Origin of the sequence: Pararhodobacter sp. (assembly GCF_036802785.1) — a bacterium.
Taxonomy (GTDB): domain Bacteria; phylum Pseudomonadota; class Alphaproteobacteria; order Rhodobacterales; family Rhodobacteraceae; genus Pararhodobacter.
Window position 1 is genome coordinate 43,646 of record NZ_DAIRVN010000007.1, and the last position, 16,013, is coordinate 59,658.

General features: G+C 60.2%; 16 protein-coding genes. 11 read left to right on the forward strand and 5 right to left on the reverse strand.

Translation table 11 applies throughout. The features are described 5' to 3' along the window. Nucleotides 1-344 precede the first annotated feature (344 nt). Nucleotides 345-1,526: a Fic family protein gene (locus V7Q53_RS04515; protein WP_333827212.1), complete on the forward strand. Its 1,182-nt coding sequence runs from the start codon at nucleotides 345-347 to the stop codon at nucleotides 1,524-1,526. Nucleotides 1,527-1,695: 169 nt separating this feature from the next. After that, nucleotides 1,696-2,883, forward strand: coding sequence for a thiamine pyrophosphate-dependent enzyme (locus V7Q53_RS04520; protein WP_333827213.1), 1,188 nt, complete (start codon nucleotides 1,696-1,698; stop codon nucleotides 2,881-2,883). Nucleotides 2,884-3,063: 180 nt separating this feature from the next. Here the strand turns inward: V7Q53_RS04520 and V7Q53_RS23390 are convergent, their stop codons facing one another. Continuing rightward, nucleotides 3,064-3,330 carry a ribbon-helix-helix protein, CopG family gene (locus V7Q53_RS23390; protein WP_442954413.1) on the reverse strand — a complete coding sequence of 89 codons (267 nt, stop codon included), beginning with the start codon at nucleotides 3,328-3,330 and terminating at the stop codon, nucleotides 3,064-3,066. A 324-nt stretch (nucleotides 3,331-3,654) separates the two neighbouring features. Between V7Q53_RS23390 and V7Q53_RS04525 the strand changes: the two genes are divergently transcribed. Further along, nucleotides 3,655-4,119, forward strand: coding sequence for an ATP-binding protein (locus V7Q53_RS04525; protein WP_333827215.1), 465 nt, complete (start codon nucleotides 3,655-3,657; stop codon nucleotides 4,117-4,119). On the opposite strand, the gene V7Q53_RS04530 is transcribed toward V7Q53_RS04525, so the two are convergent. The 4 genes from V7Q53_RS04530 to hutC form a co-directional block, all read right to left on the reverse strand. Continuing rightward, a complete protein-coding gene (locus V7Q53_RS04530; RefSeq protein WP_333827217.1) occupies nucleotides 4,073-4,606 on the reverse strand; it encodes a TIGR02444 family protein in 534 nt (177 codons plus the stop codon). The genes V7Q53_RS04525 and V7Q53_RS04530 overlap by 47 nt on opposite strands. 169 nt (nucleotides 4,607-4,775) lie before the next feature. Then, nucleotides 4,776-5,369, reverse strand: coding sequence for a UbiX family flavin prenyltransferase (locus tag V7Q53_RS04535; RefSeq protein WP_333827218.1), 594 nt, complete (start codon nucleotides 5,367-5,369; stop codon nucleotides 4,776-4,778). Nucleotide 5,370: 1 nt separating this feature from the next. After that, nucleotides 5,371-6,702 carry a UbiD family decarboxylase gene (locus tag V7Q53_RS04540; RefSeq protein ID WP_333827220.1) on the reverse strand — a complete coding sequence of 444 codons (1,332 nt, stop codon included), beginning with the start codon at nucleotides 6,700-6,702 and terminating at the stop codon, nucleotides 5,371-5,373. A gap of 33 nt (nucleotides 6,703-6,735) precedes the next feature. After that, nucleotides 6,736-7,488, reverse strand: a complete 753-nt coding sequence (gene hutC, locus V7Q53_RS04545; RefSeq protein ID WP_333827221.1) for a histidine utilization repressor — start codon at nucleotides 7,486-7,488, stop codon at nucleotides 6,736-6,738. Between the two features lie 301 nt (nucleotides 7,489-7,789). Between hutC and V7Q53_RS04550 the strand changes: the two genes are divergently transcribed. The 8 genes from V7Q53_RS04550 to V7Q53_RS04585 all read left to right on the forward strand — a co-directional run bounded on the left by V7Q53_RS04550 (nucleotide 7,790) and on the right by V7Q53_RS04585 (nucleotide 16,008). Beyond that, nucleotides 7,790-9,280 (forward strand): aldehyde dehydrogenase, encoded by a 1,491-nt coding sequence (locus V7Q53_RS04550; protein ID WP_333827222.1) that lies wholly within the window; start codon nucleotides 7,790-7,792, stop codon nucleotides 9,278-9,280. An 85-nt stretch (nucleotides 9,281-9,365) separates the two neighbouring features. Continuing rightward, on the forward strand, nucleotides 9,366-10,217 hold the full coding sequence (locus tag V7Q53_RS04555) for a glycine betaine ABC transporter substrate-binding protein (RefSeq protein WP_333827224.1): 852 nt from the start codon (nucleotides 9,366-9,368) through the stop codon (nucleotides 10,215-10,217). 149 nt (nucleotides 10,218-10,366) lie between these two features. Beyond that, the gene (locus tag V7Q53_RS04560) at nucleotides 10,367-11,434 is read left to right on the forward strand and encodes a quaternary amine ABC transporter ATP-binding protein (RefSeq protein WP_333827226.1); all 1,068 of its coding nucleotides are present in this window, start codon (nucleotides 10,367-10,369) and stop codon (nucleotides 11,432-11,434) included. A gap of 3 nt (nucleotides 11,435-11,437) precedes the next feature. Beyond that, a complete protein-coding gene (locus V7Q53_RS04565; protein ID WP_333827228.1) occupies nucleotides 11,438-12,301 on the forward strand; it encodes an ABC transporter permease in 864 nt (287 codons plus the stop codon). Continuing rightward, nucleotides 12,294-13,127, forward strand: coding sequence for an ABC transporter permease (locus V7Q53_RS04570; protein ID WP_333827231.1), 834 nt, complete (start codon nucleotides 12,294-12,296; stop codon nucleotides 13,125-13,127). The genes V7Q53_RS04565 and V7Q53_RS04570 overlap by 8 nt, the downstream gene beginning before the upstream one ends. A gap of 4 nt (nucleotides 13,128-13,131) precedes the next feature. Further along, nucleotides 13,132-14,442 carry an NAD(P)/FAD-dependent oxidoreductase gene (locus V7Q53_RS04575; RefSeq protein ID WP_333827233.1) on the forward strand — a complete coding sequence of 437 codons (1,311 nt, stop codon included), beginning with the start codon at nucleotides 13,132-13,134 and terminating at the stop codon, nucleotides 14,440-14,442. A gap of 40 nt (nucleotides 14,443-14,482) precedes the next feature. Further along, nucleotides 14,483-14,863, forward strand: a complete 381-nt coding sequence (locus tag V7Q53_RS04580) for a Rid family hydrolase (protein ID WP_333827235.1) — start codon at nucleotides 14,483-14,485, stop codon at nucleotides 14,861-14,863. 116 nt (nucleotides 14,864-14,979) lie between these two features. Next, a complete protein-coding gene (locus V7Q53_RS04585; RefSeq protein ID WP_333827237.1) occupies nucleotides 14,980-16,008 on the forward strand; it encodes an IS110 family transposase in 1,029 nt (342 codons plus the stop codon). Nucleotides 16,009-16,013 lie beyond the last annotated feature (5 nt).

The window sequence follows — 16,013 nt, forward strand, 5'->3', positions numbered from 1 at the left end:
TGGGTGGGGGCATCCACCGCATCAGTTCAAACTCAACGAGCGCCAGCACTGGTTTCTGGCCCGAGTCGCGGAAGGCGGTCGCTGCGGCGCGAGGGATATTATGTCGATCTGGGAGGTGAGCCTCAAGACAGCGCGCCGCGACATTGCAGTTTTGAAAGCAACGAATCTTATCTACTATGCTGGATCTCGACGGAAGGGGCGGTACAGACGACATGCCACAGCATGATGCGCACCTTGCGCTGGCCAAAGGCGACGAGCCTATTAAAGGTCGCTTACTTTAGCATTCTTGCTATTTAAGTTTTGGCAGTATTGCTTGAATAGTGCCGTGCTGCCATGATGATCCCATGACCGATTCCGAACGTAACCAGCGGCTTGGCCGCTTCGTCGAAACCCCTGTCGCGGGCGAGATCGTGCGTGCCTTCGTTCCGCCGCCCCTGCCGCCGAAGCCACAGATCGACGTGCTGGCTCTTCTGGACCGGCTGAGCCTCGCCGAACGCGCGCTCGGGCGGCTTGACGGCATTACCATGCTACTGCCGCGCCAAGAACTCTTCCTCTACATGTATGTGCGCAAGGAAGCGGTGTTGTCGTCCCAGATTGAGGGCACGCAATCCACACTGACCGATCTTCTGCGGTTCGAGACCGAGGCGCAGGCCGGGGAGCCGATCGACGACATCCGCGAGGTGTCAAACTATGTCAATGCGATGATGTACGGGCTGGAACGGCTGGAGGAACTGCCGCTGTCCTTGCGCCTGATCCGAGAGATGCATGCGCGGCTGCTGCAAAGCGGGCGAGGCGGCACGAAAAGCCCGGGCGAGTTCCGCCGCACGCAGAACTGGATCGGTGGCTCGCGCCCGGGCAACGCGCTTTATGTGCCGCCGCCCGTCACCGAACTCGACACCTGCCTCGATGCGCTGGAGCGCTTCATGCACGAAGATAGCTCGCGTCTTCCGGCGCTGATCAAGGCCGGATTGTTGCATGTCCAGTTCGAGACCATCCACCCGTTCCTCGATGGCAACGGCCGAATCGGTCGCCTGTTGGTGACCCTTTACCTTTGCGTCAATGGGGTGCTGCGCAAGCCGTTGCTCTATCTCAGCCTCTATCTGAAGACGCATCGTGCCGACTACTATCGCTTGCTCCAGGAGGTGCGGGAGCACGGCAACTGGGAAGCCTGGCTCGACTTCTTCCTGGCCGGAGTGGCCGAAACCGCGAACCAGGCGTTCGAAGCCGCCACCCGGATTGTCGACCGCTTCAAAGAAGACCGCGAGCGGATCACCACTGAAAGCGATCGCGCCGGATCGGCACTGCGCATTCACGATCTTTTCCAGCAGAACCCGTTCCTGACCTCCAACCAGCTTGTCCGGCAAACGGGCCTGTCGGCACCGACGGTCAACGCAGCCTTAGCGGATTTGGAGAAAATGGGCATCATCGACGAGATAACCGGGCGCAAGCGGGGGCGGGTATTCAGCTACCGGCACTACCTTGCAATTCTTAGTGAAGGGACTGATCCTTTGCCTGTTGGAAGTTGAAACTCTCCACGAACTGTTCCCACGCCACGGTATTCGCCACACCGCGGCGTGGAGTGGCAGATGTCCTGGCAGGAAACCCGGAAGCGAGCGCTCGCAGGCATGATCCCGGAAGTTGTTCGGGAACTGGAGGGCGTCGCCGAAAATTTGGCGCGGAAAGCAATCGCGGCCGATGAAGCTGAAGCACAGCGACAACGAGAGTGGGAGGAGCCCGTCGCCGCCACCCCGCCCCTCGGTCTGTTCCGAACAGATTGACGCAGTGCTGGCGATGCTGTGCAAGGCGAAAGCGCCGCTGGTGATCGCCGGCGGCTCCGTCTGGTCAACCGAGACCGCGCAGAACCTTGCGGGTTTCGCCGAGAAATTCGACCTGCCTGTCGCCGCCACCTTCCGCCGCATGGACCGGATGGACAACCGCCACACGCATTACGTGGGCGATCTGGGCGTGGGCATGAACCCGGCGCTGGCGAAACGGCTGCAGGAGGCCGATTGCCTGCTGATCCTCGGCGCGCGTTTTGGCGACATCGCCACCGGTGGGTATGAACTGGTCAAGCCCGGCAACCCCGGCAAGGTGCTGATCCATGTCCACCCCGACCCGGATGAGCTGGGCCGCGTGTTCCGCCCCGATCTGGCGCTGGCTGCACCCGCCATCGACGTGATCGCCCGCCTGTCGCGGCGCGACGCCCCGGCGCATCCGGACTGGACCGGTTGGACCACCGGCGCGCGCGCGGACTATGAGGCCTGGGTCACGCCGCGGGAAACGCCGGGCGCGGTGAAGCTGGAACAGGTGATGAAACACCTGTCAGACACGCTGCCCCACAATGCGATCATCACCAACGGCGCCGGCAATTTCGCGGCGTGGCTGCACCGCTACTTCCGCGCGCGCGCCTTCCCCGGGCATCTGGCGCCCACCTCGGGCAGCATGGGCTATGGCTTTCCCGCCGCCGTCGCCGCCAAGCTGGAACACCCCGAGCGTCCGGTGGTCTGTGTGGCGGGTGACGGCGATTTTCAGATGACACTGAACGAGATGTCCACCGCCCGGCAATACGGCGCGGCAGTGGTGACGGTGGTGTGCAACAACGGCCGCTACGGTACGATCCGCATGCATCAGGAACGCCACTACCCCGGGCGCGTCAGCGGCACTGAACTGTTCAACCCTGACTATGCGGCGCTGGCGCGGGCCTATGGCGGACATGGTGAGCTTGTTGAACGCACCGAGGACTTCCCGGCGGCATTCGAGCGCGCGCAGGCGTCCAACCTGCCCGCCGTGATCGAGCTGCGCCTTGACCCCGAGGCGCTGTCGCCGGGCCAGAACCTTACCGACACGCGGGCGCAGGGCGAAAAGAACCGCGACAAGGCGTGAACCGGCGCCACGTGCCGCTTTCATCAAGGCGAAAATGCGGGATCGCTGAGCGGCGGGCGCCGGAAAGCGGCGCCCCACTGTCGCGGAAAGGAGCGTAATACTCGGGACTGAGAGCTTCGCACCCCTGCTGGCCAGGGGGCTGAAGGCGGGACGACGGGCGTCGTGTCAACGATTGGCATTTCAACCATGCCGACAAAAAGTGTGAACCCGTTCCCGATCGGCTAACGTGTATGCAGGATTGTGGTCAGCCGTCATGGAGCTGCCGGATATAAGTTGATGCGACCCGGATCGCATGCCCTGTTGCGCCCTGGCCGAACGTGATCTCTCGAGACCCTCGTCGACGAGCCGGCGAACGAGTTCCGAGACGGGCACACCCTGCGCCTTCGCCTCCGCGTCAAGAGCGGCCTTGCGTCTGTCGCCTATGTCTCGGATGTTCAGCGCAAACATGAGTGAGCTCGTGCAGTTAATTGACTACACATATGTGTAGCATGGCTGGCCGCCATGGTCCATTGAAAATCGTAATGCGTGGGATGTCCCTGCATCGCCCCCGCCGACCCGCCAATCCTGCTGAGACAATCATGCAGGGCAATCGCAGGATGTTGATTGTCACTGAGAACTGACCCACCCAGTCGTTATGATCTTCTGATTATGATGGCGTCATGTATGGATACCCCCGCTCGCGCAAGTTGGCTTTTGAACAGCATTGACGTGTGATCGGGTGCGGTCACGTATCAGGCCTGTTGCGCGGGGAACACATGACCGCTGGCCGGTATGGAGCTGCGCGGCTCTGGTGCAAAACCAATTCTGCGGGCTTGCTGCCCTGTGACCCATCTGCGTTTCCAGAACCATCGTCATCGATCTTTTGTCCTTACTGTCTATGACCTGGTCAAGACCGACTTGGTGATCCTGGATGAGCTGGGATATCTACCGTTCAGCGCCTCTGGCGGCGCGTTGCTCTTCCATCTTCTGAGCAAGCTGTATGAACGCACCAGCGTCATCATCACCACCAACCTGAGCTTCAGTGAATGGGCCAGCGTCTTTGGCGATGCCAAAATGACCACGGCACTGCTCGATCGTCTTACCCATCGCTGCCACATCCTCGAGACCGGCAATGACAGCTACCGCTTCAAGGCCAGCTCCGAAACAGCGAAGAAAAAGCGAAAGGAGGCAACAGCATTGACGCCATCTGTTAGTTGCCCGCATTCGCAATCGGAAAATCGAGACAATTCCGTATAATATGGCAAGCATCTTCCGGCAGGCGCATGTCGCGGCGGGGATCACAAAGATCGAGCACGTTCTGCGCGACCATGGCGAGCGTAGCCTCGGATGCAGGGCCGGAGGTTCTCGACGATAACTTAATAGCCGCGTCTAGCAGTTCGACCTCGATACGTTCGGCCTCAAGCTCTTGCAATTTTATCGCTTCGCGTAGAGTCGGCACATTCGGATGAAGGTCAAGAAAATGCTGCTTTTTCATGTCGCGGCGGATGCGTCTTAGCGGCCGGATCACTGCCTCCCTCCACACCGCACAGTCCCTGTCGATCATGATGGTCGTCTGGGCGTCAAGAGCATGCCCGCGCAACCCGCCATAGAGCATGGCAAGAAAGAGCGGCACGTCCAGGCCATGAGCCTCTTGCAATCGTAGACAAGACGCAGCCACGCCGGGTCGGGCATAGATCCCCAATATGAAGGTCCAAAGATCCGCCGACTCGACACCTTCCGTCATTTTGAACCCGCTCCTGTAGGGCGGCTGAATCGTATGCCGCTGAGATCATATCAACTGGGCAGTACCCGCGCGTTTTGCCCCGAACTTGAGCGCGCCCATGGTCAACCACCCGTGGGTATCGGCGTGTAGCGTCCGTGCATTCCGGTCAAGATGCGCCACCGTCACAATGCTAATCAGCGCCGCCGCCGAGCGCATCCTTCAACCCGCTCCACCTTTTGACTGCGCCGGTGTCGATATCGAAGAGATCAAGCGCCCGGGCCGAGGAATGCCGCACAACATCGCTGAGGCTTTGCGGTTTGGTATAGAAAGCCGGGACAGGCGGCATGATGATCGCCCCAGTCCGCGTGAGGGCCGACATCGTTTCCAGATGGCCAAGATGCAGCGGCGTCTCGCGCAGCATGAGCACCAGACGACGACGCTCTTTTAACACGACATCGGCGGCCCGGCTCATGAGCGAGGAGGTGACGCCGGTGGCGATCTCCGACATGGTCTTGATCGAACAGGGCGCGATCAGCATACCCATGGTGCGGAAGGATCCTGAAGCGATGCTCGCCCCGATATCTGCGACGGGATGGATCTCATCGGCGCGCCCCACAAGGTCTGCAGCCCGGAGACTCAGCTCCTGATTCAGGGTCAGGAGCGCCGAGCGAGAGACGACAAGATGGGTCTCGACCCCTGCTGCCCGCGCCAGTTCCAGCGCAGCGATGCCATAGGCAGCGCCGGACGCACCCGAAATTCCGACAATCAGTCGAGGCGCGCTCATATCAATATCCCGGAAACCAGTCTTCGACGCGGACACTGTCGCCCAGTCTCAGACGCTTGCGCTCGAACTCGTTTTCGCGGCCCCAAGGCTTGGTTGCATCAACCAGCAAGCGGCCCCAATGATCCTTCTGCTCGTCGCGGTAGAACGACGGGGTTTCAGGAATGATCAACATGTCCTTGTCCGGGCGGCAGCGGGTCAGGATCGCCCATTGCACGTCGTCCATATCATAGATGTTTACATCCGTATCCACGACCGTGATCTGTTTGGCCCAGATTGGCTCTGCACCAATAGTGGCCAGCATGACTTGCCGGGCATGGCCTTCAAACTGCGGCTCGATCTGCACAATGGCGTGGTTCACGAAGGGCTGGCAGGTGACGTTCACGATCCCAGGCAGGGCCGCGGAAAGACGCTGGTAGATATTAGCTGAGACCGATAGCTCCAACGTCAGAACCTCTTCCGGTGAGCCGCAGAGAATGGAGTGGAACATTGCATCCTTGCGCACCGTGACGCCCAGCACCTCGAAAACCGCATTGTCGCCAACATCGACGTAGTAACCCATGAACTCGCCAAAAGGGCCCTCCGGCAACCGGACATTGGGCAGGAAGCGGCCTTCGATGACAACTTCGGTTTCGGCGGGCACCTCGATGTCGATATGGTTGCATTTGCGCATGGCGATGGGCTCGCCGCGCAAACGTGCCGCAACCTCAAGCTCGTCAACGTCATAGGGCAGCGGGGCAGCCGCGGTCAGGAAGGAATGGGCGGGCGGGCCGATCAGCATGGCGGCCTCCAACGGCTTGCCCATCTTCTCGGCTTTCTCGTGGTAGATCGTCAGATGGTGGCGCGGAGCAAGACGACAGCGCAGCTCTGAGTCGTTGATATACATAGAGCGGTGGTAGGAGAGATTGCCCACCCCTGTCTCAGGGTCCTTGGCAATGAACATCGCTGATGTGAAATAGGCACCGCCATCGCGATCCGAATAGGTGATGAGCGGCAAATCTGAGAGCTTGACCTCTTCATAGTCCGGCAGATCAGCCTGTTCCGAGGCTATCAGCGGCTCTTTCATGTCAGCCGCACCGAGCGAGGAAAGCTTGCTCCACTGGCGGCAGAAATCGGCGGCTTTGATGCCAATAACCTCGCCCAGCCTTTCGCGCGTGCTGTAGATGTTGCTCACAACCGGAAATCGCGTGCCTTTGACATTCGTGAACATCACAGGCTTGGCCCATTTTTTTTGCGCCAGCGCAGTAACGGCGGCAAGTTCGTGCGCTGGGTCAACCTCGCGGTCGACAACCAGCAGATCGCCACGGGACTTAAGTGTGCGGACGAATTCTCTCATGTCAGGCTCCTTGCGGCGCTTGTGTGTGTTCGATCAGCGGGTCTTTCCGGCGTGTGGTGTCGCGATGATCCGGTTGCTGCGCGCCTCATGGCTGGAGCGCAGGCGGTAGCGGTCACCCGGATAAATGAAGCGACTGCGGGTAACCGGAACGCCATCGCGCCATGTTGACCGGTCAAGCAGCAGGCAGGGCTGGCTTTCGTCGATCTGAAGGTACTTGCGCACCTCTTCGTCGGCGCGGATGGCGCGGATCGTGTTGTCTATCGTGGTGACAGTGGTCTCACGCAGAAGCCAGTTATGCGGCGTGATGCGCGCGAAATCCTGCATAAGATAATCCGGTGCCTCGGATGCGTTCACAAAGCGCTCTTCAAGCTGGATAGGGGTTCCGTCCTCCAGATGCAGCAGACGCGAATGAAAGACCACCTCATCAGGTCCAAGCTGAAGCATGTTGCGCGCCGGGCTGTCACGACCGAGGATCGCGTGATGCAACACGCGGTAGGAATGCGCACCGCCGGAAAGAGAAACCTCCTCGGCAATGTCGGGCAGGTTGAAGACAGCGCATTGCATGCGCGGCCCGATGACGAAGGTGCCGCGCCCCTGGACGCGGATCAGCAAGCCTTCGGACTGCAACTCGCGCAGCGCACGCCGGACCGTCAGGCGCGATGCACCAAACTCGTCGCCCAGAATTTCCTCCGACGGAACCTGAAAATTCGCCGGCCACTCTTCGGTTTCGATTTTGCGGTCAATCGCGCTGCGTATCTGTTCGTAAAGAGGTTGATCGGAGTTCACGGGGCCATCCAAAATGATATCATTAGCTAGGCGCTTTTGTGTGCGATTCGAGCGCGCTTCGCAAGCCCAAATCGCGGGTTCGTTCGAGAAAGGGCAATGTTTGCCTGTTATGTATGCATTTTGGCGCATTTTGGGCGAAAAAGTACTCATATAGGCCTATTTCTAGCTGTCTGAAAATATGTTGTTGACAGATCATTATAATATCACTTTTCTAAGATGAATCGAAATGTAAACCGAATCGACGTCACTGCAGGCTGATCAGAACTGTTGTGAAGGTCACCGCGATACCTACGGAGAAGTCATGTCCATCGAAGCCTTGCCGAAACTGTCCATGTATATTGATGGCGAGTGGGTCGCCCCGGCCTCAGGGCAGTACCTTGAAACGGTGAACCCTTTCACTGCCAGGCCTTGGGCACTGGTGCCGCGAGGCAATTCGCAGGATGCGGACCTGGCCATCCAGGCTGCACATCGCGCCTTCAAGGAAGGGCCATGGGGCAAAATGCATCCCAGTCAGCGCGGACGCATCATCGCCAAGTTTGGAGATCTGATCGAAGCAAACGCCGACGCGCTGGCCGAAATCGAGGTGCGCGACAACGGACGCCTATTGGCTGAGATGCGCCATCAGATCCGCTATATCCCACGCTGGTATCACTACTATGCAGGTCTCGCCGACAAGATCGAAGGCGCCGTTCACCCCTGCGACAAGAATGCCCTGAGCTATTCGCGCCATGAGCCGCTCGGCGTTTGTGTCGGCATCGTTCCCTGGAATGCTCCGCTTTTCTTGTTCTCACTCAAGGCGGCGCCCGCTTTGGCTGCAGGCTGTACGCTGGTGATGAAACCCGCTGAACACACCTCGGCCACCGCGCTCAAGCTCATGGAACTGGTTGAGGCGGCGGGTTTTCCAAAGGGTGTCATCAATATTGTCACCGGCTATGGCCCCGAAGCGGGCGAGCCGCTGGTCACCCATCCGCTGACCCGGCATGTCGGCTTTACCGGCTCAACAAAGACGGGCGCGCATCTCTACTCACTTGCCGCAAAAGACATCAAGCGCGTCAGCCTCGAGCTGGGCGGAAAATCCCCCAATATCGTCTTTGATGACGCCAATCTGGACAATGCTGTCCGCGGCGTGGTGGGCGGGATATTCGGTGCCGTTGGTCAGACATGCATCGCCGGCTCGCGCCTGCTTCTGCATCGCAATGTGCATGACGCGTTTCTTGAAAAGCTTGTGGCCTTCACGAAGACCGCGCCCATCGGCGACCCCAGGCATGCAGACACCCGTATCGGACCAATCGCCAATGCCATGCAGTATGAAAAGGTGCTGGGCTATATTGATATCGCACGTCAGGAAGGCGCCGAACTTGTACTGGGCGGAAAGCGTCCTGAAATTGCTGAATGCGCGGATGGCTACTTTATTGAGCCGACCATTTTCGCGGGTGTAAACAGCGAGATGCGCATCGCCCGTGAAGAGGTCTTCGGCCCCGTTCTGTCCGTCATTCCGTTTGATGAGCCCGAAGAGGCCGTTGCCATTGCCAATGACAGCGAATTCGGCCTCGCCGCCGGTGTCTGGACGGCTGACATGCGCCGCGCGCTTCTCATGTCGGAACAACTGGAGGCAGGGAGCGTCTGGATCAACACCTATCGCGACGTATCGTACACCACGCCCTTCGGTGGCTACAAGAAAAGTGGAATTGGTCGTGAGAACGGCATCGAAGGGATCCGCGAGTTCCTGCAGACGAAAGCGGTCTGGCTCTCCACTGCCGAAGAAATCGCAAACCCGTTCGTGATCGGATGATCTACGGCACGCTTCTTTGGAACCGGACCGGGCGGTTTCTGACAAGGCGCGCTTCGCTCACTTGAGTTCAACAAGGAGAAATTTCATGAATGTTATGAAGAAACTGGCAACTGCCTGTGCAGTTGCCCTTGGTCTGGCAACCCCGGCCAGCGCCGAAGCCACCACAATCCGCATGGGGGTCATGCAATGGGAAACCATGGTCATGACGTCCGCGATCACCCAGGAGATGCTGGAGCGGCACGGCTTCGAGGTTGAGACCGTCGAGTTCCAAGAATGGGGTGTGGCCTTCGCCACGCTCGCACGCGGGGATGTCGATATCATGGTGTCGCATCCTGACTATGCTGCTGCCGACTATTGGGAGCGCTTCGCTCGTCGGCTGGAGAAGCTGAGCGTGGTTTCCTATGGCTACAACGCTGGCCTGATCGTGCCCTCCTATGTTACTATCAACTCCATTGACGAACTGAACGATCATCGCGACGAGTTTGGCGGCCGCATCATTGGAGTCGAACCTGGTTCTGGCATGATGCGCCAGTCCGAGAACGTAGTGAACGAGTACGAGCTGGATTACGAGATCATCGAAGGCTCCGGCCCTGTTGCGGTCGCCGCGCTGAGATCAGCGATGGACCGCGGCGAATGGATCGTATCGATGTACTGGACCCCTTCCTGGGTCTTTCAGGATTTCGACATCAAATTTCTGGATGATCCCCTTGGAGTGCAGGAGCCGACCGAAACATATGTCTGGATCGCTCGTCAGGGCTTCTCGGTCGAAAATCCTCGCGCGCGAGAATCGATTGCTTCGGTCTTCGTGCCTGAACCCGCGCTGACGCAAATGACAGGCTGGGTCATGGAAGGGTCCTCCATTGAGGAGGCCGTGACCCGTTGGATCGATGCCAACACAGCCCGGCTGGACCGTCAGGCCGTAATCGGAACCGAATGATCCAAACCCGGACGCGGCCGAAGACCTTTCTTCCTTCGGCCGCGTCCCTTGTTGCCGACCATGATTGCCTGGCACTTTAAAAAAGGCCATCCACGCACGGCATTCTTGCCAGCGGCGCATATGAGACGAACCCTCATGGAGGACCAACCGTGAACGACAGTCAGCCCGTTATTTCCTGCCGAAATGTCTGGAAAGTATTCGGCTCACGTGCCTCCGAAGCGCTTTCCGCGATCCGAAAGGAAGGCGTCGGCAAGGCCGAGGTTCTGCGCCGTTTCCAATGTGTGGTGGGTGTGGCCGATGCGACCTTCGACGTTCAGCGAGGCGAGATTTTCTGTATCATGGGCCTGTCCGGCTCAGGTAAATCGACGCTGCTTCGCCATATCAACCGCCTGATCGATCCAAGCGACGGCAGCATCCTGATCGACGGACGCGAGATCAACAAACTCAACGCCGCCGAATTGCGCGCGCTTCGCGCAGAGAAGATCGCCATGGTATTTCAGAGCGTTGCGCTGCTGCCGTATCGCACCGTGCTGGAGAATGCCGCACTGGGTCTTGAGTTTCGCAAGGTGCCGAAGCCCGCGCGGCTGGAGGCGGCGAAGCGCGCGCTGGAGGCCGTGCAACTCGGCGACTGGATAAACCGCTACCCCTCGGATCTGTCAGGCGGCATGTTGCAACGTGTCGGCCTGGCCCGCGCGCTGGCCAGTGACAGCCCGATTCTGCTGATGGATGAGCCCTTCTCGGCACTTGATCCGTTGATCCGGCGCGAGCTGCAGATCCAGTTTGTCGAACTGTCGCGAGCCTTTCGCAAGACGACAGTCTTTATCACCCATGACCTTGAAGAGGCGGTTCGCGTCGGCAATCGCATCGGTATCATGCGCGATGGTGTCATGGTGCAGATTGGCGCACCGGAAGAGATCGTGATGGCACCGGCTGACGATTATGTGTCCCGCTTTACCGCCGGGATTGCCAAGAACCACCTCGTCAGCGCCCGCTCGCTCATGACCCCGGTGCCTGAGATTGATGCCGCCAAGCTTGAAGCGCTGCCACGTGTCGCTGCAAGCGCCGATATTGACCAGCTGATCGGTCTGTTCCTGAGTAACGAGAACGGTGCCCTTGCCGTCGAGAGTGAGAATGGGCAACTGATCGGTCGTGTCACGCAAAGCGATCTGTTGCGCGGCATCCGTGGCCCGAAAACCACCGCCGCATCCGGGGGCTGACGGATGGATTTCCTGACCTCCTTCCGGTTCGACGCAGGTTTTGATCGCTCGATTGACCGCGGCCTTGACTGGTTGAACGACAATCTCGGCTTCGTGTTCGCGGCCATCCGGGCGCTGCTCGACAACCTGCTCTGGGTGCTGACGTGGGGATTGTCGATACCGTGGTGGCTTTTCATCATACTGGCTGTGGTGGCGAGTTGGCGTCTTGTCGGCGTTGGCCTTTCGGTTTTCGCAGCAGTGGCTTTGACAATGTGCTGGTCGGCGGGCCTGTGGGACATGCTGATCCAGACCCTCGCACTCGTCATTCTCGCCACACTGATCGCCTTAATGTTCGGCATCCCTTTGGGTATTCTGGGCGCGCGTCAGCCGGGGATCGGCAAGCTTCTGGGGCCGATCATGGATACGCTTCAAACCCTGCCGCCCTATGTCTATCTTCTTCCGGCCATTGCGCTCATCGGTTTTGGCGGGGCTTCGGCAGTAGTGGCGACCATGATCCTCGCCCTGCCGCCCTCCGTGCGTCTGACCATGCTTGGCTTGCGGCAAATTCCCGGCGAGCGCATCGAACTGGCGCAGTCCCTCGGGGCGTCCTCAATGGCGCGCCTATTCCGCATCGAGCTGCCCTCGGCAATGCCCTCGATCATGGCGGGCGTGAACCAGAGTTTGATGATGGCGCTCGGTATGGCCGTTATTGCGGGTATCATCGGGGCTGATGGTCTCGGCGGCGAGGTCTATCGCGCCGTACGCTATCTGGAAGTTGGCCGCGCGATTGATGCCGGCCTCGCCATCGTCGTGCTGTCAATCTTGCTGGACCGGCTTTCTGCAGGGATCGGCACACTTTTCATGAAGAACGGAGGCGCGCATGGCTGATTTGCAATTCTCGCTCGGCCGCCATTTCGCCGTCGCCGTCGACTGGATGAACAGCAACTGGGGTGACGGGCTCCGCGCGATCAGCAACGTGGTGGACGGGGCTGTCAGGGGGCTGGAGTCGGCATTGCTCGCCATTCCACCGGTTGTCGTTGTGGCCCTCGTGGCCTTGGCAGCCTGGCGGGTCTCGGGGCGGGGGCTGGCGGCTTTCTCGGTCGCAGGGCTCGCCTTTTGCTGGTTCGGCAACCTCTGGGCGGCGACCATGCTGACCACGGCGCTTGTGTTCATCTCGGTCTCGCTTTCGCTCATGATCGCCATTCCCGTGGGTATCCTTGCCGCCTCGAATGCAACGGTCGAACGAATCCTGAAACCGCTTCTTGATCTGATGCAAACTCTGCCGCCCTGGGTTTATCTGATCCCTGCGGTGATCCTTTTGGGCGTTGGGCGGCCACCCGCCGTTCTGGCGACCATGGTTTTCGGCATTCCACCCGCGCTGCGCCTTACCGTTCTGGGGCTTAAGCAGGTGCCGGTTGACCGGATCGAACTGGGGCTTGCCTACGGCGGCAGCCCGCTGCACATCCTGACCAAGATCCGCCTTCCTTCTGCGCTTCCCTCAATCATGGTGGGCGTAAACCAGACCATCCTTCTGTCACTGGGCATGGTGGTGCTGGCCGGGCTGATCGGCGCGGGTGGTCTGGGAGGCGAGGTGACGCGCGGTTTGTCGCGGATGATGCTTGGTCTTGCGCTGCGTGCCGGGATCGCTGTCGTGATCTTGTCAATCATCCTCGACCGATTGACGCAGGGCCTCGTCCGGCGCGATCAGGACTGAGACAATGGCCCCTCTGACAGCAACGGCAAGCCGGGATTTCGATCTCATCGTCATCGGCGGTGGCATCATCGGGTGCGCTGCGGCCCTTTATGCGGCTCAGCAGGGGATGACCTGCCTGCTGGTTGAGCGCGACATGCCCGGCTCAGCGCAGTCGGGCCGCAATCTCGGCTTCGTACGGCAGCAGTCGCGCGATTTCCCCGAACTCGCGCTGATGATCGGCGCCGTGCGGCTGTGGGAGGGCGCCGAGGCGGCCTTGGGGCGGTCGGTTGGCTGGCGCCAGGGCGGCAATCTCTCCCTTGCCTTTACAGAAGAAGAGATGGAGACGCGACGGATTTGGCAGACACGCGGCGTGGAAGAGTTCGGCCTCGATACGCGGATTCTCTCGCGCGTGCAGACCCATGACCTCTTGCCGCATCTTTCAACCGATATCGGCATTCTCGGTGCCATGTATACGCCCTCTGACGGTCAGGCAGAGCCGCCACGTGCCACGCGCGCCTTCTTTGAAGCGGGGCTTGATGCGGGCGTTACAGCCTCGCTGGGCGGGGCCGTCACCCGTATCGAGACAAGCGGCGGTCAGGTTAGCGGCGTCAGGGTAGGCGAGCGATTGTATCGCACCAGGACCGTAGTCTGTGCGGCGGGGACAGGCAGCGCCGCGCTGTTGCGGGCCGTCGGTCTTACGCTGCCGCAGGAACGTATCCGCGCCACCGTGGCCCGCACTCTGCCACGCACCGATCTGAGGCTTGATCCTTGCCTTTCCGGGCTGCAGACAGGCATCCGGCAGGATGTGAGCGGTGCTTTCGTGATTTCGGTTGCGGGTGGTGAATATGATCTGCGACCAGATTCGTGGCGCAACATGCGGTGGTATGCCAAAACCCGCAAGGAAAACCCTGAGGCGGTGCGGATCAATTACCTGGCGCCCCTGCAACGCTTCCTGGGCCGTAAGGTTGCCCCACCGCTGACCGATATTCCACCTACGCGCGAATATGTTCCGACCGACGCCACTCGCGCACAGCAGGCTCTGGATGACTTTCGCAGAATTCTGCCAGCGGCTTCTGACCTCGTGGTCGAGACATGCTGGGCAGGGATCATAGACACCTTGCCCGATGTCCTTCCTGCGCTCGGTCAGATCGAGGGCGTTGCAGGTCTGCTGGTGGCGACCGGTTTCAGCGGCCATGGCTTCGGCCCCGGCCCAATGGCAGGTAAGGTGCTGGCTGAACTTGCGGCGGGACGTGACGCGCCGGTCGATATCTCTGAACTTTCGCCAATGCGGTTCCGTGGCGGCCCACACGGGCGATCACCGGTCCTTTCGCGATAACAGGCAATGACCCGATTCAACCCGAACCAGGAATGACGAAATGAAACAACGCATCTTCACCAATGCGCCCTCCGAGACCATAGCAGGTTATGCCAAGGCGGTTATCGATGGGCGCACCATCCATGTCTCTGGCACCACTGGACGCGATCCGGAGACTGGTGATTTTTCTGAAGACGCGGCGGAGCAGGCGCGCAGAGCGCTGGTCTCGATCGACGCCACCCTGCGGGAGGCGGGCTCCAGCCTCGCTGATGCGGTTGTGAGCCGGGTCTATGTCACCGATCACGATGCCGCCGCCGCCGTTACCCCGGTTCTGGGCGAGGTCTTTGCCGAGATCCGCCCGGCCAGCACCTTCCTCATCTGCCAGATTCCCGCGACCGGCGCAAAGGTCGAGATCGAAATCACTGCGTCGAAAGGTGACTGACAAACACACCCACCGCAAGCAGCCAGGAGACCCTGATGAGGTGGAACGGCCCGCTCCGACGGCATCGATGTGCTAGCGTGGTCGTTGTTGCAAACGCCACAAGGAGGGACCGTTCCATGGAAAAGGTTACCACAGTCGGATTGGATCTGGCCAAACAGGTTTTTCAAGTCCACGGCGCAGATGAGGCTGGCGCGCCGTTGTTCAATCGTAAGCTTCGGCGAGCCGAGGTGTTGCGGTTCTTTGAGAAACTGCCGCCTTGCCTCGTGGGCATGGAGGCCTGCGCGAGTTCGCATCACTGGGCGCGGGAAATCTCGGCCTTCGGCCATGACGTCAGGCTGATCCCGCCGCAATACGTCAAGCCTTTTGTGCGACAGAAGAATGACGCTGCAGATGCCGAGGCGATCGTGATCGCCGCGCAGAGACCGGAAATGCGCTTTGTCGAGCCGAAGTCTGAGGAACAGCAGGCCATGGCCGTGCTGTTCCGGGCCCGCGAACGCTTAGTCCATCAGCGCACAGATCTGGTGAATGCCATCCGTTCGATCTTCTATGAATACGGCCACGTTATTCCCGTAGGTATCCATCAAGTCAAGCGCATTGCGGCGATCCTGGAGGAACCGAAATGCGACCTGCCCAAGCTGGTGCAGGACGAATGCCGGGACATTCTTGCAGAGATCGCGGAGAAGACCGTTCAGATTGAGGCCAAGACCCGAAAGGCCAAGGAACTCATGGCATCCGTCGATGTAGCAGAGCAACTGCAGACGATGCCCGGAGTCGGTCCGATGACCGCGCTGGCGATCATGGCCTTCGTTGCCGACATCGGGAGCTTCCGACGGGGCCGCGACTTTGCCGCGTGGCTGGGTCTCGTGCCACGGCAACACTCTTCCGGCGGCAAGGTGCGGCTTGGCAAGATATCAAAGGCTGGCCAAAGCGATATTCGGCGCCTGTTGATCATCGGCGCAATGTCACGGCTGAACTGGATGGGACAGAAATCTATCCGCGAGGGATCGTGGCTGTCGCGCTTGCAGGCTCGCAAACCGAGAATGCTGGTCGCGATCGCGCTTGCGAACAAGATGGCCCGTGCGATCTGGGCCATGCTGACGAAAGGGCAGAACTATAAGGATCCGGTGCTGGCTTCGGTGGCGTGATCGAC